Here is an 18,556-nt window from a genome sequence, read left to right on the forward strand (position 1 = left end):
GTGCGAAAAGTAGGCCATTTATGGCATACTTTTCGCACCAGGGGTGAGGGGGCGTCGTGCTTCGCAAAGATCTGTGGGACGTTGCCCTCGACCAGTACGGATTCGTCACGGAACGGGACGCCCGCAACCTAGGGGCTGCGCCAGGGGAGCTGGCTCGTCTTGCACGTCGGGACAAGCTCGAGCGTGTGGGTCACGGGATCTATCGATTCCCGGAACTCCCTGTCACCGAGCGCGATGAGTACATGCTGGCCGTCCTGTGGGCGAACGCCCCGGACGCCGTGCTCAGCCACGACACCGCGTTGGCGGTGCACGAGCTCTGTGACATCAACCCAGACCGAATCCACATCGCCGTCCCCAAAGGTCGTCGGATCAGCAAGCGCGGGGGAGACGCCTACATCCTTCACCACACGCGCCTCACCGAAGCGGACCTCTCCTGGTGGCAAGGCATCCGCACCGTCACCGAGAAGACCGCCATCCAACAGGGAATCGACACCGGTGTTCCCGTGCATCTGCTTCGAGTGGCCATTGACACCGCTCGCAAGCGGGGGCGGATCACCGCCGCTGAGGCGACGGAACTGACATCACAGATCGAAACGATGTATGTCTGACGACCCCTTCGCCGCACTCCCCGGGAAGGACCGCACGCCTGCAAGCGCCCGTGTACTGGAGCAATGGGTGCATCAGGCATCCGCCGTGATCGGCACCAACGTTGCCCGCACGGGATGGATTCTCGCGTCGACGATCGTCGTCGCTGTGCTTCAGCGAGCGTTGGGTCACGATCAGCAGCCGCTCTTTCTGCTCAAGGGCGGGGTCTACCTCGAACGACGACTCGGAGCATCGGCACGCGCGACGCGTGACGTCGACACCCTCTTCCGTGGCTCCGCGGACGAGCTCGTTCGCGCGCTGGACGAGGCGCTGGCTCAGCCATGGGGTCCCGTCACGCTTTCGCGTTCGCCGATCCAGATGATCGACGCTCCTCGAGTCGTGAAGCCGCGCCGCTTCGATGTGCTGCTGTCGCTTCGTGGTGTCACGTGGCGACGCATCCAGGTCGAAGTGGCCTTCGACGACGGGCACATCCGCGAACACTCGGATCGGATCGCCGCGCCCTCCACAGACTTCTTCGGCATCCAGACTCCGGACGCGCTCGTCGGGATCGCGATGGCCTACCAGGTCGCTCAGAAGCTCCATGCGTGCTCAGACCCCCATGAGCCGCCCACGTTCGTGAACGACCGGGTTCGGGACCTCGTTGACCTGCTATCGATCAAGCATGCGTACTATCCCACTCCCGGATCGCTCGATGTGGTGCGGGAGGCCGCGCTCGACGTGTTCCAGGCACGCGCCGCGGAAGCAGGTCAGATCGGGATGCGCCTGCGCTTGTGGCCGCCAACGATCGTTGCGAACCCGCTCTGGGCGAGCACCTTCGCGACACCGGCGGAGCAAGCCGGCGTCTCATCGACACTCGACGAGATCATCGTGGAGCTCAACGAATGGATCACCGCGATCGACAACGCGTGACCCTCCATCTGGCCCGATGCGTTGTCCTGTCGTCGTGAGGGCCATCGGGTGATGCCCCGGTCCAGGCATCAGACCCGCTTCCGGGATCAGCATAGAGACCCGTTCGCAAGTGGCACGCCGGAGGCGCACAGTCCCATTGACCTCGGTTGCCGCATGCTTCCGCGGTTCTCCTTAGGCTCGGGACTTCTGACCCCCTGATCGCGCCGGCAGCCCGCCTCGGGCTTGCGTGACGCAACTCCTCCTCCGTGGCACAGAGCCCGCCGCCGTACCGCGTCGTTCCGCGGGAGACCGGCGGGAGCGTGCGCGGATCGGAGGAGCTATGGCACGCGGATGCCGACGCGGTACCGTCTGTCTGACGGAAGGATGCGGCGATGAAGGCTGAGGCAGGGCATGCCGCGGCGCGGGCCCGCGCGCACTACCCGCACGGGCTGCGGCGGATGGCGGGGCGCAACACCGGCGAGGGCCACCGCCCCGCGAGCCCGCTGGAGCTGTTCTTCGACCTGACGTTCGTGGTGGCGTTCATCGTGATCGGCGCGGAGTACGCGCACGGCATCGCGACCGGTCACGCCGGGCCGGCCACGGTCGCCTTCCTGATCGCGATGCTCGCCGTGCTGTGGGCGTGGACCGGATACTCGTGGTTCGCATCGGCGTTCGACAACGACGACTGGCTGTTCCGGGTCTTGACGCTGACGCAGATGGCCGGCGTCGTCGTGCTCGCCATCGGCGTCCCCGCGCTCTTCTCCTCGCTCATCGACGGCGGGCCCGTGTCGGCCAAGCTGATGGTCACCGGCTACGTGATCATGCGGGTCGCCGTGGTCGCGCAGTGGCTGCGCGTCGCGTTCACCGACGTGCGGTACCGGCGTCTGGCGTTCGGCTACGCGGTCACCGTGGGCGTCATACAGCTGGGCTGGGTCGCGTGGAGCCTGCTGCCCATCCCGCTCGTCCCGGGCCTGCTGCTGCTCGTGCTGGTGTGGGCGATCGAGCTCGCCTGCCCGATCGTCATCGAGCGGTGGAGCGCCGGGCGCGGCATCGGCGGCTCGCCCTGGCATCCGCACCACATCGCCGAGCGCTACGGCCTGCTCGCGATCATCGCGATCGGCGAGACCGTGATCGGCACGGTGGAGGCGGCCCGGCGGATCTCGGATGCCGAGGGCTGGACGCTCGGCGCGGTGCTCGCGATCGGCATCGGCATCCTCACCTCCTTCGCCCTGTGGTGGGCGTACTTCCTCATCCCGTCGGCGCCGGTGCTGGCCGCGCGGCGCGACAAGGTGGTGCCGTGGGCGTACGGTCATCTGCTGCTGTTCGCGTCGATCGTCGCGACGGGCGCCGGCCTGCACGTGGTCGGCTACGGCGCGGTGGGACCGTACCCGGTGGCGACGGTGACGGTCGTGGCGGCGATCGCGATCCCGGTCGCCGTGTTCCTCGTGACGACGTTCCTGCTGCACGGCTGGCTGGTGTCGTCGCTCAGCCGCAACCCGGCGCACGTCGTCGCCTTCGCGGCACCGGTCGTCGCCGTGCTGGTCGCGGCGCTCGGCGGCCCGCTGTGGGCGTGCCTGCTGATCGTGCTGACGTCGCCGCTGTCGGTGATCGTCGCGTACGAGCTGTGGGAGTGGCGATCGCTGTCGGCGGCGCTGGAGCGGGCGCTGAGCCGGGCCGGAGACGGCACGGGCCGTGGCGGTCGCGGGGAGGGCGACCCGGATACGACCCACCCCGGGTTGCAGCGCAACGGAGGGTATCAGCCATAAACTCTTCCTCGTGGCAGATCAGAACGTGAACGGGGAGGAACCCCGTTTCAGCCCCGTCATCGCGCTGATGGCGGTGTCGGGGATGTGGGAGGCACAGCTGTCGGCCACGCTGCGCGATCTGGGGATCACGACCCGCAAGTTCGGGCTGCTCGGGCACATCTTCGCCGAGCCGGGCATCTCGTTCTCGGAGCTCGCGCGCCGGTCGCGCATCACCGTGCAGTCGGCGCACACGGCCGTGCGCACGCTCGTCGACGACGGGCTCGTCGCCGACGCCACCGCTCACGCGGGCGCCGCGAGCGACCTCAGCCTCACCCCGAAGGGCGTCGCGGTGCTCGCCGACGCCCGCGAGCGGCTGGCGCAGCTCGACGCCGGCCTCGTCGCGCAGCTGCCGAAGGTGGCGGCGTCGCTCGACGGCATCCGCGCCGGCATCGTCTGAGCCGGGCCCGGTCGCGCCGAGACGGCTCACGGCCGCGTCGACACCGTGACCGTGAAGCGCGGGTCGCGCGCGACCTGACGCGTCGGGCCGACCAGTCGCTCCAGCACCGGGCGATAGCCGAGGGGCGAGTTCCACACGCACCACAGCTCGCCGCCCGGCCGCAGCGCCCGTGCGGCGTCGGCGAACAGGCGCGGGGCGATGCGATCGGTCACGGCGGCGCCCGCGTGGAACGGGGGATTGAGCGCGACGAACGACACGCTCGCGTCGGCCAGCGTGCTCAGGGCGTCGTCGCGCACGATCTCGACCCGGTCGGCGACGCCGTTCGCGATCACGGTCTCGCGCGCCGACGCGACGGCCGCGGCAGACTGGTCGCTCGCGTGCACGCGCGCCGACGGATGCCGCAGGGCCAGGGCCGCCGCGACGGCGCCCGTGCCGCACGCGAGATCGACGAGCGGCCCGTCGAGGTGCGACAGATCGGGCAGCGCGGCGAGCAGCAGCCGGGTGCCGTGGTCGAGCCGCGCCCCCGCGAAGACCCCGCCGAACGCGCGCAGCCGCAGGTCGATCTCGAGGCCCGCGACCCGCACGGAGTCGTCTCCCGTCGCGGGCGCCGGGTCGCGGCCGTCGTGCGGCTCGCGCGCGACGAGCACGCGCGACTTCTGCCGCGCATGCGTGACGTCGAGCCGGCCGAAGAACCGGCGGAGCACATCGTTCATCGCCGTCGACATGTGCTTGACGCGTCCGCCCGCGTAGACGACGACGTCGGGCGCGGCGTGCGCGGCGACGAGCCCCGCGATGTCGTCGAGCGCGTCGAGCGCACGCGGCAGGCGCAGCAGCACGACCCGTGCGTCGCGCACGAGGCCGGCCGTCAACGGGAGCGGGCGCACGTGCGCCGCAAGGCCGAGGCGCTCGGCGTTGGCGGCGAGCGCGCGCTCGCCCGTCAGCGCGTCCTGGTGCACGCGGACGTCGGTCGCGCCGTCGTGCGCGGCGGCCAGCGCCAGCGCGCCGTGCGTGTCGCCGATCACGACGAGGCGGCCCGCGGGCACGCCCGCGCGCACCGACGCCGACTCGTCGAGCAGCAGCCGGTCGGCGGCATCCGACGCGACCAGGCCGGGCGCCTCGACGTCGGGCCGGCGGCGCAGCGCGTCGAACGGGAAGGCGCCGGAGGGGACGTCGCCGGGCGGGACGTCTCCGGGCGGGGGATCCTCGGGCGGAGACGTGCCGTGCGGAGCGGTCATCCGTCGCCCGCGTAGCGCAGCCGCGCGTCGCGCGGCATGCACTCGCTGCCGATGCGGATGCCGTGCGCGATGCGTCCCTCCGCGCGCAGCCTCGTGAGCGCCTCGACGGCGCGGCGCTGCAGCTCCCACGGGTCGATCGTGTTGACGAAGACCTTGGTGACGCCCTCGAAGCCCGCGGGCGTCGAGATGCGCCACTTCAGCACGATCCGCCACGGCATGGGCCACGGACCGCCCGGCGGGCGGTAGTGCCACTCCTCGTTGGTCGGCACGTGCGTGCCGGTCGCGGCGTGCAGAGCGTGCACGAGGTCGGACACGGCGCGGATGCCGGCATCCGAGTGCTCGTGCGGCAGGTTCTCGTCGGCGGTCGAGAAGACCTCGAACGAGGGGAACCGGTGGCCGATGCCCGCGACCGCGACGGCACCGTCGGTCGCGGCGACGACGAGCCCCTGCTCGACGGCGAGGTCGAGGATCTCGTGCTGGTACAGCAGCCGGTCGTGGGCCAGCAGGCGCTGCTCGCGATCGACCTGCGGGCCGGGCTCGTCGATCGCGACGAGCTGCTTGTGCAGGTGCTCGAACGAGGCGCCCGCGGGGCGCAGCCAGTTCTGGAACACCGACACGTAGGCCGCGTGCGGCTGCGCCGCCTGGATCTCGGCGAGGGACCGCACCGTGAAGGCGATGTACGCGGCGTGCTCGTTGGGCGTGAGGTCTCCCGACGAGACCAGCTGGTCGTCCGTCGTCGCGTCGTCGCGCACGTGCCGCCGCGCGACGATCACGTCGTGCGATCCGCCGAGCAGGTCGAGCGCGGCCTCCTCGATCGACGGCGACTCGCCCGACGCGCGGGCGCGGATCGCGGCGAGCGCCTCGATGTGCGCGAGGCCCTCGGGCGACGACAGGTACTGCTGCGCCCACTCGACGATCGCGGCGGGCTGGCGGAACCCGTGGTTCTCGCGCCAGTACTCGGCCGAGACGATCTCGAAGAGGTTGCCGAAGCGGCGGAACTCGGCGGTCGTGTCGAACAGCTCCGCCGCCCCGACGCGACGCAGCTCCTCGAATCGCGGGCCGACGAGCCGCACCTTCTCGGGCGTGGTCTCCAGGTATCTGTCGGGGCAGAAGGCGCACAGCCGGCGCTCCGCGCCCGGCTCGAGCGGGCGGGGGTCGGCGCGCGGCGCCTCGATCGGACGGTTCGCACGACCCGGAACCGTCCACACCCTCGTGTCGGTCAGCGGGCCGATCTGCTTCACGGTGCCGTCCGGCAGCCGCTTGATCCGCGGAGGGCCGTCCGGTAGCCGCTTGATCCGCGGAGGGCCGTCCGGCAGCCGCTTGATCCGCGGGGGATGTCCGTCGCTCACGTGTGCCAGCCTACCGATGCCGTCACCGCGCGCGAGGGTAGACGACGCCCACCTGGCGGCGCACCTCGTCGAGGCCGCGCATGATCGCGATGCTCTCGTCGAACGGCAGCAGCTCGCTGTCGCGCCCGCCGTGCGCGAGCACATGCTCGGCGTGCAGGGCCTGGTACTGCATGCCGCGGCCCGCCACGGCCGGCCGGTGCTCCTCGAGCACCGCGCCGCCCGGCGCGACGAGGCGGAACGACGCGGGACAGTACCAGACGGCATCCACCTCGATCCTCGCCTCGGTGCCGATGATCGTCGCCGTGTTGGGCCCGGCGGCGCGCGACGACGCGACGAACGACGACACCGCGCCCGACGCGTGCGTCATCGAGACGGCGACCTCCGTGTCGGCGCCCGTCTCGCCGAGACGGCCGGCCGCATGGATGCCGGTGGGCGCGCCGAGCACGTCCCAGGCGAACGACATCGGATACACGCCGAGATCGAGCAGGGCGCCGCCGCCGAGCTCCAGCGCGTTCAGCCGGTGCGCGGGATCGGAGGGGAGCAGCTGCGTGTGGTCGGCGAACACCGCGCGCACCTCGCCGAGGGCGCCCGCGGCGATCAGCTCGCGGATGCGCGCCATGTGCGGCAGGTAGCGCGTCCACATGGCCTCCATCGCGAGCAGCCCGCGGTCGCGGGCGAGGGCGCCGACGACCGCGGCCTCCTCGGCGTCGAGCGTGACCGCCTTCTCGATGAGCACGTGCTTGCCGGCCTGCAGCGCGAGGACCGCGTCGGCGACGTGCCGGCCGTGCGGCGTGGCGATGTAGACGATGTCGACGCCGGGATCGGCGACGAGCGCCTCGTACGAGCCGTGCGCGCGGGGGATGCCGTGCTCGTCGGCGAAGGCGCGCGCCGCGCCGGCCCTCCGCGAGCCCACGGCCGCGACCGTCAGCCCCGCCGTGCGCAGGTCGCGCGTGAACGCGCGCGCGATGCCGCCCGTCGCGAGGATTCCCCATCGCAGTCCCGTGCTGTGCCGTTCCGTCACCCTGCGAGCGTACAGAATGGACGCATGCGTGTGGTCGTGCTCACGGGTGCCGGCATCTCGGCCGAGAGCGGCGTGCCGACCTTTCGCGACGCGAACGGCCTGTGGGAGGGGCATCGCGTCGAAGACGTCGCGACGCCGGAGGCGTTCGAGCGCGACCCCGTCCTGGTGCAGCGGTTCTACGACGCCCGGCGGCGCGCCCTGGCATCCGTCGATCCGAATCCCGCGCACCGCGCTCTCGCCCGGCTCGAGGCCGAGCTCGGCGACGATCTGCTCGTCGTGACGCAGAACGTCGACGACCTGCACGGGCGCGCCGGCACGACGCGGCTGGTGCACATGCACGGCGAGCTGCGCCGCGCGCTGTGCACGGCGTGCGCCGCGCGACCCGCGTGGCACGACGACCTGATCGACGGGCCGCCCTGTCCCGCGTGCGGCGAACGCGCCCTGCGCCCCGACGTCGTCTGGTTCGGCGAGATGCCCTACGAGACCGACCGCATCGAGCGGGCGGTCGCGACGTGCGACCTGTTCGTCTCGGTCGGCACCTCCGGCGCCGTGTACCCCGCGGCGGGCTACGCGGCGCTCGCCGCCGCCGTCGGCGCGCGCACGCTCGAGCTCAACCTCGTGCCGACGATGGGCATCGTCGCCTTCGACGAGGTGCGGGCCGGGCCCGCATCGGTCGTCGTGCCGCGCTGGGTCGACGAGCTGCGGCGCTCGCGGGCGGGGTGACGCCCAGCGGGACGCGTCAGCCCTCGGCCGCGCCCCCGAACCTGTCCCAGAACTCCGTGTCGCGGCTCTGGTCGAGTCCTGCGCCGACCGGTGCGGCCTCGACCATCACGATCAGCATGACCGTCACCTCGTCGCCGAGGTGGGTCCAGCGGTGGGCGATGCCGCGGTCGACGATCACGTCGCCGGCGCGGAGGTCGACGGTCGAGCCGTCCTCCGCCTCGAAGCGCACCTGGCCCGAGACGACGTAGGCGTAGTCGATCGAGTTCGTCGTGTGCCAGAGCGGCTCCTCGCCCGGCTGGGGCGGATGGCTCCGCGTCACGACGAACGACGTGCTCGACGTCGTGAACGCCTTCACCGCGTCGAAGGGCTCGGACGCCTCCTCGGTCCCCTCGTTGCGGATCGGCCAGCCCTCCGTGCGCCAGAGCAGGGAGATCTGGCCGGGGCCGCCCGGCAGCTCGTGAAGCGGAAGGTCGGAGACGATCGTCCCCTTGCCCTCGCTGTTCGTGCCGGTGACGACCCTGCGGTTGACTCCGGGGGTGTTCTCGGGCGTGTTCTCCGGCATGGACCGTCTCCCTATCGTCGTTGATCGAGGCGTGAGCGGCACCCGTCGGTGCCGACGGCTCGGGCGTCATCCAAATCCGAGCTGATGTTCAGACTTTAGCAGCGGACCCCGACGAGAGGAAGGGCGGCGGTCGGCGCCGCCGGCGCGGAGAGGTCAGGGCAGCAGCACGACCTTGCCGTCGGTGCCCGCCTCGACGAGGCGGTGGGCCTCGACGGCCTCGGCGAGCGGCAGCTGCGCGCCGAGCTCGATCGAGAAGCGGCCCGCGGCGAGGAGATTCAGCGTCACGGGCACGGCCTCGGCGCGCCAGGCGCGCTCGGCCGCCGTGAGCGGACGGGGGCTGCCGCCGCTGAACGCGCGGATGCCGAGACCGTCGGCATCCGCCCCGCGCACGATCGTCGCGACGCGCGAGCGGTCGGCGACCAGCTCGATCGACGACGCGAGCGCCTCATCGGTGCCCACGAGATCGAGCGCGACCGAGATGCCGTCGGGAGCGATCTCGCGCACGCGCGCGGCGATGCCCGGCGCGTACGGGATCGGCTCGGCCCCGAGCGCGCGCACCCGGTCGGCCCGCCGGTCGCTCGTCGTGGCGATCACCCGCGCGCCCCACAGGGTCGCGAACTGGATCGCCGCCTGGCCCACCGCGCCCGAGCCGCCGTGCAGCAGCACGGTGTCGCCGGCCCCGATCGCGAGCGAGCGCAGCGACTGGTACGCCGTGGCGGCGGGGATGCCGACGCCTGCGCCGACCGCGGCCGACACCTGCGGCGGGCGCGGCACGAGCTGCGCCGGGGTGACGACGACCTCGGTCGCATACGTACCGGGAGCGTCGACGAGCACGACGGCGTCGCCGGCGCGGAACCCCTCGACATCCTCGCCGACGGCCGTGACGACGCCCGCGCCGTCGAAGCCGATGCGGCGCGGCTCGGCGATGACGGCCGAGGGGCGGATGCCGGCGCGCAGCTTGTAGTCGATCGGGTTGACGCCGGCGGCCTCGACGCGCACGGCGACCTCGCCGGGCCCCGGTGCCGGAACGTCGATGTCGGTGACGGTGAGGACCTCGGGCCCGCCGAAGGCCGTGTACGTGATCGCGGTAGCCATGCGCTCGAGCCTATCCGCGCCCGCCTCCCCGTGGCCCGCGAAGGTGCCACGTATCGTCACGAGGGTGCCACTTGTCCCCGCGACGGTGCCATGTATCTCCGCGAGGGTGCCATTTGTTCTCACGAGGGTGCCACGGCGCCGCGCATGAAAGCACCCTCGCGTGGAGAACTGGCACCCTCGCGTGGAGAACTGGCACCCTCGCGGGAACAATGGGCACCCTCGCGGGGAGAACTGGCACCCTCGGCGGGCGGCGCGGGTCAGCGGGCGGCGAGGGCCTTGGCGACGCGCTGGATGGAGACGGGCTCGGCGGTGCCGAGGTGCTGCGCGAACAGGCTCACGCGATACTCCTCGAGCAGCCAGCGGGCGTGCACGAGGTGCGCGGGCGCATCGTCCGGGCAGGGGATCGTGCCGCCGGCGTCGGCGAACAGCGCCGCGGCCCGCTCGAGCTCCGTGAGCCGCTGGCGGTCGCGGCCCGCGTTGTCGCCGAGGCCCCGCACGCGATCGAGCGCGGCCTGCAGATAGCGCGGCAGGTGGGCGAGGCGCGCGATCCCCGTGCGCGCGATGAACCCGGGGAACACGAGACCCGCCAGCTGCGTCTTCACATCGCCGAGCGCGGCCAGCAGGGTCATCGAGTTCTGGCCGCGCACCGCCCGCTCCACCTCGCGCTGCAGCGTGAGGATGCGGGCGACGAGCGACACCGTCTGGAACAGCTCGTCCACCGCGACGGCCGAGAACGCGTCGCGCACGCGGGCGAACTGCTCCTCCGTGCGCACCCGCGGCTCGGTGCGCGCGATCACGGCGTCCGCCAGGGCGACGCGCGCGTCCTCGACGAGCGTGCGCGCCGACGGGTAGGGCGACGCGGCGAGCGCGAGCTTCTCGGCCGCCGTGAGATGGTCGAGCACGTAGGCGGATGCCGAGGGAACGGCGAGCAGCAGCAGGCGGCGCACGCCCGCGTGCGTGAGCTGCGCGGCGCGCTCCGGGGTCGACTCGATGCGCAGCGCGACGGCGTCCTTCTCGTCGACGAGCGCCGGATACCCGCGCACGACGCCGCCCGCGACGGGCGTGTCGACGACGTCGGGCAGCGTGCCGACGTCCCACGCCGTGATGCCGCGGCGCTCGGCGACGGCGGGGGCGACCGGCCCGGCCGGCTGCGCCGCACCGTCGGCGGGCGCGGGGCGAGCCGCGCTCGACGGCCGCGGCGCGAGCGTGCGCGAGACCGCCTCGCGTGCGCGGCCGGCCAGGCGGTCCTGCAGCTCACCCAGATCGCGCGACGATCCGATCGTGCGCCCGCGCGCGTCGACCGCGCGGAACGACATCGTGAGATGTCCGGGAACGCGCTGCAGGTCGAAGTCGCCGGCGGTCACGGGCTGGTTCGCGACGCGCTGGATGCGGGCTGCGAGCGCCTCCCGCAGCGTCGCGCGCGGCCGGCCGTCGTGCGACTCGGGGCCGGCGTCGGCGAGCTCGGCCGACAGCTTCGCGGCCCAGTCGGCGGCGGGCACGACGTGCCGGCGGATCGCCTTGGGGAGGGCCCGGATGAGCGCCGCGATCAGCTCGTCGCGCATGCCCGGCACCTGCCAGTCGAAGCCCTCGGGCGACAGCTGGGCGAGCAGGGCCAGCGGCACGACGACGCTCACGCCGTCGTCGGGGGAGCCCGGCTCGAACCGATAGGCGAGCGAGAGCACCTGATCGCCCTGCCGCCAGCGCGCGGGGAAGTCGCGCTCGTCGGAGCGCGACGCGTCGCCCGCGAGGTCGGCCTCGGTCATGTCGAGCAGCCGCGGCGTGCGCGCGCTCGCGGTGCGCCACCACGCCTCGAACGACCGCGTGTCGACGACGTCGGCGGGGATGCGCGCGTCGTAGAAGGCGAACACCGCCTCGTCGCCCGCGAGGATGTCGCGACGCCGCTCCCGCTCCTCGATCCTCTCCAGCCGCCGCCGCAGCTCGAGGTTGCGGCGCTCGAACGCGGTCAGCCGCTTGTCGAGGTACTGGCTGTTCCACTCGCCGTCGACGAGCGCGTGCCGCAGGAACAGCTCGCGCGCCTGCTCGCGGTCGATGCGCGCGAGCTGCACGCGCCGGCGGGGGACGATCTCGACGCCGAACAGGGTGACCTTCTCGGCGGCGACGGCGGCCCCGGCATCCTTCGACCAGTGCGGGTCGCTGATCTGACGGTGCGCCAGGTCGCCCGCGAGCTCCTCGGCCCACTCGGGGTCGACCTCGGCGACCGTGCGGGCGAACAGCCGCGACGTCTCGACGAGCTCGGCCGCCATGACGGCATCCGGGCTCGCCTTTCTGAGCCCGGAGCCCGGGAAGATCGCGAACGTCGCGCCGCGCGCCCCGCGGTACTGGGGGAGCGGCTTGCGCTTGCCGTCGGCCTTCTGCAGCGAGCGGGTGTCGAGGATGCCGATGTGCGAGAGCAGGCCGGCGAGGATGGCGCGGTGCACGAGCGCGGGCTCGTGCGTGCCGGCGTCGTCCGCCGCGCGCGGCGCGCCGGTGAGCTGCCGCAGCTGCCGGTCGACGTCGAACCACTCCCGCACGCGCACGTAGTTCAGCATCTCGGCGCGGCACAGCCGGCGGAACGCGCTCGACCCGAGCTCCCGCTGCTGCTCCTGCAGGTGGTTCCACAGGTTCAGCAGGGTGAGGAAGTCGCTCGCGGGGTCGGTGAACCGGGCGTGCAACCGGTCGGCCTCCTCGCGACGCGACCCCTGATCGTCGGCGGAAGGCCTCTCGCGCACGTCCTGGATCGACATGCCCGCCACGATCGGCAGCACCGAGCCCGTGACGCCGAGGCGCTCGGCCTCGACGAGCATGCGGGCGAAGCGCGGGTCGATCGGCAGCCGGGCGATGCGGCGGCCGATGTCGGTGAGCCGCGGGCCGTGGTCGGTGCGCGTGACGGCGCGCAGCTCGGTGAGCAGGTCGAAGGCGGCCTTCACGCCGCGGCTGTCGGGCTTCGTGAGGAACGGGAAGCGCTCGATGTCGCCGAAGCCGAGCGCGATCATCTGCAGGATCACCGACGCGAGCTGCGTGCGCAGGATCTCGGGCTCGGTGAACTCCGGTCGCCGCGCGAAGTCGTCCTCGGCGTACAGCCTGATCGCGACGCCGGCCGACGTGCGGCCCGCGCGCCCCGAGCGCTGCTGCGCCGACGCCTGCGAGATCGGCTCGATCGGCAGGCGCTGCACCTTCGACCGCGCGCTGTAGCGGGAGATGCGCGCGGTGCCCGTGTCGACGACGTAGCGGATGCCGGGGACCGTGAGGCTCGTCTCGGCGACGTTCGTCGAGAGGATGACGCGGCGGCGCACGCCCGCGACGGCCGACGGCTCGAACACGCGGTGCTGCTCGGCGGCGGAGAGCCGCCCGAACAGGGGCAGCACCTCCGTCGGCCGCGCGTCGCCCTGGTACATGCCGCGGACGGCATCCATCGCGTCGCGGATCTCGGCCTCGCCGGGGAGGAACACGAGCACGTCGCCCGCGGGCTCGCGGTCGAGCTCGCGCAGCGCGGCGAGCAGGCCGTCGACGTCGTCCTCCGCGGCCTCGTCGTGCGGGCGGTAGCGCACCTCGACGGGGTACGTGCGGCCCGACACCTCGATGATCGGCACGGTGCGGCGGCCCTCGTCGGAGAAGTGCCGGGCGAAGCTCTCGGGGTCGATCGTGGCGCTCGTGACGACGACCTTGAGGTCGGGACGCTTCGGCAGCAGCCGCGTCAGGTAGCCGAGCAGGAAGTCGATGTTGAGGGAGCGCTCGTGCGCCTCGTCGATGATGATCGTGTCGTAGCGGCGCAGCTCGCGATCGCGGTGGATCTCGCCCAGCAGGATGCCGTCGGTCATCAGCGCGATGCTCGTGCCGGCCGACACCTTGTCGGTGAAGCGCACCTTGTAGCCCACCGCGCCGCCCAGCTCGACGCCGAGCTCCTCGGCCACGCGCTCGGCGATCGTGCGCGCCGCCAGCCGGCGCGGCTGCGTGTGCGCGATGCGCTCGCGGCCCAGCTCGAGGCAGATCTTGGGCAGCTGCGTCGTCTTGCCCGAGCCGGTGGCGCCCGCAACGATCACGACCTGGTGGTCGCGGATCGCGGCCGCGATCTCCTCGCGCGCGGCGCTGACCGGGAGCTCGGGGGGATAGACGATGCGCGGCGCAGACATAGCCTTCCATCGTACGCCCGCGCGTCACCGGAGGCGGCGACGCAGCGACCGCAGCGACACGCGCGCCCGCAGGCGGCCCCAGCGCCCGCGGGCTCTCGCGAAGCGCACGCGCTCGGCCTCGACCGCCCGCCACACGCGCACCCCCTCCTCGTCGCTCGGTGGGCCGGCGTCGAAGACGCTGCGGTCGGCCCACGTCGCGAGCAGGGCGCCGCGCGCGCTCTCGTCGCCCGCGTCGAACGTCGCCGCGAGCTCCTGGCGCGTGCGGGTGCGCGGCGCCGCGTGCCCGTAGTCGACCGCGAGGTCGACGTACTCGTCCCATCCGCCGGCGATGCGATCGGCGGGGTCGCCAGCACGGCGTCGCCGCCGGCGTCGCAGCGCCTTCACGGCCACGACGAGCACGAACGGCGCGAGCACGAGCGCGATCGCGCCCAGCCCGATCGCGACGACCCGCACGGCCTCCCAGAGGGCGCTCAGGTCGAGGCCCGACGCGTCGTCGCGGTCGTCGCGCGCGCCCTCCTCGGGCGGGCGGGAGTCGACGGGCGGGATCGTCAGCGCGTTGTCGCCGCGCACGTCGGTCGGGTTGCGCGGATCGTTGCGCTGCTGGTGCACGGTGTGCGGGGCGATCCGGCTCTGCGGCGTCACGTCGATCGCGACCCACGCGCCCGACGCGTCCTGCACCTCGAGCCAGGCCGTCATGTTGCGCCCGCGGCAGACGCCGTCGGTGCACGACGGGATGCGCTCGTCGTCGTCGCCCGCGAGTCGCGTGCCGAGCACGATCCGGGTCGGGAAGCCGAGCTGGTCGGCGATCATCGCGGCGGCGACGGCGAACTGCTCGTCGTCGCCGACCGCGGCGACGAGGTCGGCGTCGGCGGCGTCGCCCACCTCGTACTGCCGGTCGAGCAGCGCGCGGAAGAGCTGGTCGATGCGGTCGGAGGAATGGCCCGCGCGGCTCGGGTGGAAGCCGGCGACGCCCCGGTCGGCGAGCCACGGCGGCGGGGCGTCGGCGTCGAGCAGGAGCGCGTGGCTGAGGAAGCCCCGCGCGCGCAGCCGGTCGATGAGCACCTGCAGCGCGGTGCCGTCGGTGCCGACCTGCTGCACCTGCATCCACTCGACGACCGAGGCGGGCACGATCGCGTCGCTCATGCGCACGTGCCCCTCCGGGGGCTGCAGGGCGCTGAGCGCGGGCGCCGCGGGGTCGACCGCGGCCGTGAAGCGGTACGACATGCCCGACGTGGACGACGCCATCTGCACGCCGGCGCCGGCGTCGCGATTGTAGAAGAACCCGTCGCTGAGCGACGTCGCGGCCGTCCCGTCGAACGCGATCGAGGTGAGGGCGCCCGCGAGGGGCAGCCACGGGCGGCCGAGGGCGTCGATGGTCACCGTCGCCTCGATGACGGTCGCGTCCTCGGCGGCGCGCAGCGTCGACGGCACGCGGGAGAACGCCGTGCGCAGATCGGCCTCGCCCGCCGCCGGGTCGACGATGCGGGCGAGGCGTCCGTCGAAGAAGGGCAGCACCGCGAGGCGCACGCGCTCGGCGGGCACGGCGGGGTCGATCGCGAACAGCACGCGGTCGTACTGCTCGGCCGTGAACCACGAGCGGTACTGGGCGAGCGGGCTGACGTCGCGCAGCAGCTCGAGGCGGGGGTCCACCTGCGTGCGCAGCACCTCGCGCGGCTGGCCCGCGAGCACCGCGGGGGCGGTGATCGCGCCGGCCAGCGTCGCGACCACGAGCATCCCGGCGGCGATGCCGACCCGCCCGGCGAGGCCCGGGGAGCGGCGGGCCGGGGCGGACGCGTCGTTCTCCACCACGGCGAACGTGCGCGCGCGGCGGCGCGCCTCGTTCGAGCGCCACACGACGTGGCCGAGCGCGGCCAGCACGGCGCCGACGGCGACGAGCGTCTCGACGGGGCCGGTCACGACCGCCTCGCCGACGCGCACGGGCGGGCTCATCGCGCTCGAGCCGAACACGACGCCCCACACGGGCAGCAGCAGGGCGATCGGCGCCGCGAGCGTCCACAGCCGCCGCGCCCGCCACGCGAGCGTGAGGCTCGCGACGCCGACGCACAGGAAGAGGAGCAGCGCGGGGGCCGGAGTCGCCTGATAGCTGCCGAGCGGCAGGTCGAGCGTGAGGATCGCCTTCCAGCCGGTCACGGGGGCCGCCAGCGCGGCGCCGAGGCCGCGCACCGCCGCGTCGGGGCTCGTGAGGGCCGACGGCACGGCGACCGGCAGCGCGAGCACGACGTAGGCGAGCGCCGTGGCCGCGACGAGCCGCCACGGCGGCCACGCGCGGCGGACGCCCCACGCCGCGATCGCGATCGACGCGCCCCAGGCGACCGCGACGAGCACGAGGAACCACGGTGTGCGGTAGATCGGCCACGCGGCGACCGCGCCGAGCGCGACGATGACGGAGAGGAACGACGCCGACCCGGCGCGCACGCCGAGCGGGATCCCGGATGCCGGCGACGGCCCGCTCACGACTGCGCCCCCCGGGAGAGCACCTGCCGCAGATCGTCGATGAGGCCGATCGACACGACGGAGATGGGGCCGAGGCGTCGCAGCCGCGGCTCCGCCTCGGGGTTGCACACGACGGCGACGACCGCCACCTGCGGCGGGAAGGCCAGCGCGGCGGCCTGCACGGTGCGCGCGGTCTGCGTCGAGCCGCACACCAGGAAGGCGACCGAGACGTCGGAGGTCGACTCGGCGGCGAGCGCGGCCACGTCGGTCATCGGGTTGATCGCGTCGTCGCGTTCGACCGCGGTGAGCGCGTCGAGCAGCGTGCGCGCCGTCAGCGCCGGCAGGCTGCGGATCGAGCGCACGCTGCGCCGCGCGAACGCCGGCACGTCGCCGCTCACCACGACGTGCAGGTCGCGGCCGTCGCGCAGTCCGCGGATGCCGAGCGACGCCGCCGCGCTGACCGCGAGCTCGAACTCGTCGTCCGCCCCGTACTCGTCGGCGCCGAGCGCGAGCACGACGAGCATGCTCGAGCGGCGCGTCTCCTCGTACTGGCGCACCATGAGCTGACCGCTGCGAGCCGTCGACTTCCAGTGGATCTGCCGCTGCTCGTCGCCCGGCTGATACTCGCGCAGTGCGTGGAACGAGATGTCGTCGTCGGTGATCGCCGCGGAGCTGCGGCCCTCGAGATCGCGGAGCAGGCCCGCGTTGGTCGAGAGCAGCGGCGTCGTCCGCGGGTGCACGTACACCTCGTGCACGTGATCCCAGCGGGCCTCCCGGGCGAGGATGCCGAGGGGGTCGCCGCGCACGGCGTGCGCAGGGCCGACCTCGACGACGCCGCGGCGGTGCGCCGGCACCGAGAACGAGGCCTCATAGACGCGACCGGCGCGCAGCAGCGGCACGGTCACGTCGACGAGCCCGTCGCCGACGGGCACGTCGATGCGGGCCGGCAGCGTGACGGCGCGGCCGGCGCCCCGCACCGTGATCCGGCCCTCGATGCGGCCGCCGGCCACGACGTGGTCGCCGTCGAGCTCGAGCGCGACCTCGTAGGCGCGCGCGCCCGACAGGAAGAACAGCGACATCGCCAGCAGCGCCGCCGCGAGCAGCCCCGCGACGACGAACTCGCGCCAGCCGAACGGCATCCCGAGCCCGATCCCGGCGACGGCGACGCCGGCGAGCAGCCAGCCCGCGGGCCGCACGGTGTCGGCGACGGCGCGCCACGCCCGCGACAGCGCCGCGCGCAGCCGGCGGCCGGCGCGCGCGCCGCGCACCGCGATCGCGGCCCCGGGGCTGTCGGCCCGGTAGCGGGTGGGCAGGCTCACCCGGGCTCTCGCGAACGCGGCGGCTCGGTGTCGAGCAGGATCTGGCCGACGACGGCGCCCGCCGTGACGCCGTCGAACTCGGCCTCGGCGTCGAGGATGAGCCGATGCGCCAGCACGGGCTCGGCGAGCGCCTTGATGTCGTCGGGCGTGACATAGCCGCGACCGTGCGCGATCGCCCACGTCTTGGCCGCCTTCGTGAGGGCGATCGCGCCGCGCACGCTCGCGCCCAGCCGCACCTCGCGCGCGAGCCGCGTCGCCTCGACGATGCGGGCGACGTAGTCGAGCACGAGCGGGTTCAGGTACACGTCGCGGGCGACCTCGGTCATGCTCGTCATCCCCTTGCTGGTGACGACGGCGGGCAGCTCGCGTCTCGGCGCGCCGCTCGTCTCGAGGATGCGCAGGGTCGCCGCGTGGTCGGGGTAGCCCAGGCTCGTCTTGAGCAGGAAGCGGTCGAGCTGCGCCTCGGGCAGCCGATAGGTGCCGGCCTGCTCCACGGGGTTCTGCGTCGCGACGACGAGGAACGGCGCGCCCACGGGCCGGGTGACCCCGTCGACGGTGACCTGGCGCTCCTCCATGACCTCCAGCAGCGCGGACTGCGTCTTGGGCGATGCCCGGTTGATCTCGTCGGCGAGCACGATGTTGGCGAACACGGGGCCCTTGCGGAACTCGAACTCGCCCGCGCGCTGGTCGTAGACGGTGATGCCGGTCACGTCGCCGGGCAGGAGGTCGGGCGTGAACTGGATGCGCGAGCTCGTGCCCTGCACGCACTGCGCGATCGCGCGCGCGAGCGAGGTCTTCCCGGTGCCCGGCACGTCTTCGAGCAGCAGGTGCCCCTCGGAGACCATCGCCGTGAGCGCGAGCTCGACGACGTGGCGCTTTCCGAGCACGACGTTCTCGACGTTGTCGGCGAGCGCGCGGAAGGTCTCCTCGAACCACGCGGTCTGCTCCGGGGTGACGGTCATCGCTGTCCTC

General features: G+C 73.5%; 14 protein-coding genes. 5 read left to right on the forward strand and 9 right to left on the reverse strand.

The genetic code is table 11. The features are described from left to right. Positions 1-56 precede the first annotated feature (56 nt). The 4 genes from AOA12_RS07235 to AOA12_RS07250 all read left to right on the forward strand — a co-directional run bounded on the left by AOA12_RS07235 (position 57) and on the right by AOA12_RS07250 (position 3,696). On the forward strand, positions 57-608 hold the full coding sequence (locus AOA12_RS07235; protein ID WP_054681532.1) for a type IV toxin-antitoxin system AbiEi family antitoxin domain-containing protein: 552 nt from the start codon (positions 57-59) through the stop codon (positions 606-608). Further along, on the forward strand, positions 601-1,515 hold the full coding sequence (locus tag AOA12_RS07240) for a nucleotidyl transferase AbiEii/AbiGii toxin family protein (protein WP_082406049.1): 915 nt from the start codon (positions 601-603) through the stop codon (positions 1,513-1,515). Before AOA12_RS07235 ends, AOA12_RS07240 begins: the two co-directional genes overlap by 8 nt. A 371-nt stretch (positions 1,516-1,886) precedes the next feature. Further along, positions 1,887-3,260: a low temperature requirement protein A gene (locus AOA12_RS07245; protein ID WP_054681537.1), complete on the forward strand. Its 1,374-nt coding sequence runs from the start codon at positions 1,887-1,889 to the stop codon at positions 3,258-3,260. A gap of 10 nt (positions 3,261-3,270) precedes the next feature. Beyond that, entirely contained in the window at positions 3,271-3,696 is a 426-nt protein-coding gene (locus AOA12_RS07250; protein ID WP_231637198.1) for a MarR family winged helix-turn-helix transcriptional regulator, read from the forward strand. 26 nt (positions 3,697-3,722) lie between these two features. On the opposite strand, the gene AOA12_RS07255 is transcribed toward AOA12_RS07250, so the two are convergent. From AOA12_RS07255 to AOA12_RS07265, 3 genes are read right to left on the reverse strand one after another with little or no spacing between them, the layout of a single operon-like run. Further along, a complete protein-coding gene (locus AOA12_RS07255; RefSeq protein ID WP_082406051.1) occupies positions 3,723-4,931 on the reverse strand; it encodes a class I SAM-dependent methyltransferase in 1,209 nt (402 codons plus the stop codon). After that, the gene (locus tag AOA12_RS07260; RefSeq protein ID WP_197281230.1) at positions 4,928-6,280 is read right to left on the reverse strand and encodes a DUF4921 family protein; all 1,353 of its coding nucleotides are present in this window, start codon (positions 6,278-6,280) and stop codon (positions 4,928-4,930) included. The genes AOA12_RS07255 and AOA12_RS07260 overlap by 4 nt, the downstream gene beginning before the upstream one ends. Before the next feature lie 22 nt (positions 6,281-6,302). Further along, the gene (locus tag AOA12_RS07265; protein WP_054681539.1) at positions 6,303-7,301 is read right to left on the reverse strand and encodes a Gfo/Idh/MocA family protein; all 999 of its coding nucleotides are present in this window, start codon (positions 7,299-7,301) and stop codon (positions 6,303-6,305) included. Positions 7,302-7,325: 24 nt separating this feature from the next. Here AOA12_RS07265 and AOA12_RS07270 point away from each other — a divergent pair, with 24 nt between their 5' ends. After that, positions 7,326-8,024: an NAD-dependent deacylase gene (locus tag AOA12_RS07270; protein WP_054681541.1), complete on the forward strand. Its 699-nt coding sequence runs from the start codon at positions 7,326-7,328 to the stop codon at positions 8,022-8,024. Positions 8,025-8,040: 16 nt separating this feature from the next. Here AOA12_RS07270 and AOA12_RS07275 read toward each other — a convergent pair whose 3' ends face one another. The 6 genes from AOA12_RS07275 to AOA12_RS07300 form a co-directional block, all read right to left on the reverse strand. Next, a complete protein-coding gene (locus AOA12_RS07275; RefSeq protein WP_054681543.1) occupies positions 8,041-8,586 on the reverse strand; it encodes a cupin domain-containing protein in 546 nt (181 codons plus the stop codon). A gap of 153 nt (positions 8,587-8,739) precedes the next feature. Further along, on the reverse strand, positions 8,740-9,681 hold the full coding sequence (locus tag AOA12_RS07280) for a quinone oxidoreductase family protein (protein WP_054681545.1): 942 nt from the start codon (positions 9,679-9,681) through the stop codon (positions 8,740-8,742). 257 nt (positions 9,682-9,938) lie between these two features. Then, entirely contained in the window at positions 9,939-13,811 is a 3,873-nt protein-coding gene (gene hrpA, locus AOA12_RS07285; RefSeq protein ID WP_054681547.1) for an ATP-dependent RNA helicase HrpA, read from the reverse strand. Positions 13,812-13,835: 24 nt separating this feature from the next. Beyond that, positions 13,836-16,286: a transglutaminase domain-containing protein gene (locus tag AOA12_RS07290; protein WP_082406055.1), complete on the reverse strand. Its 2,451-nt coding sequence runs from the start codon at positions 16,284-16,286 to the stop codon at positions 13,836-13,838. Further along, positions 16,283-17,584 carry a DUF58 domain-containing protein gene (locus tag AOA12_RS07295; RefSeq protein ID WP_054681549.1) on the reverse strand — a complete coding sequence of 434 codons (1,302 nt, stop codon included), beginning with the start codon at positions 17,582-17,584 and terminating at the stop codon, positions 16,283-16,285. Before AOA12_RS07295 ends, AOA12_RS07290 begins: the two co-directional genes overlap by 4 nt. Then, positions 17,581-18,546 (reverse strand): AAA family ATPase, encoded by a 966-nt coding sequence (locus tag AOA12_RS07300; RefSeq protein ID WP_054681550.1) that lies wholly within the window; start codon positions 18,544-18,546, stop codon positions 17,581-17,583. Before AOA12_RS07300 ends, AOA12_RS07295 begins: the two co-directional genes overlap by 4 nt. Positions 18,547-18,556 lie beyond the last annotated feature (10 nt).

Source organism: Microbacterium sp. No. 7, from assembly GCF_001314225.1.
Lineage (GTDB): Bacteria > Actinomycetota > Actinomycetes > Actinomycetales > Microbacteriaceae > Microbacterium.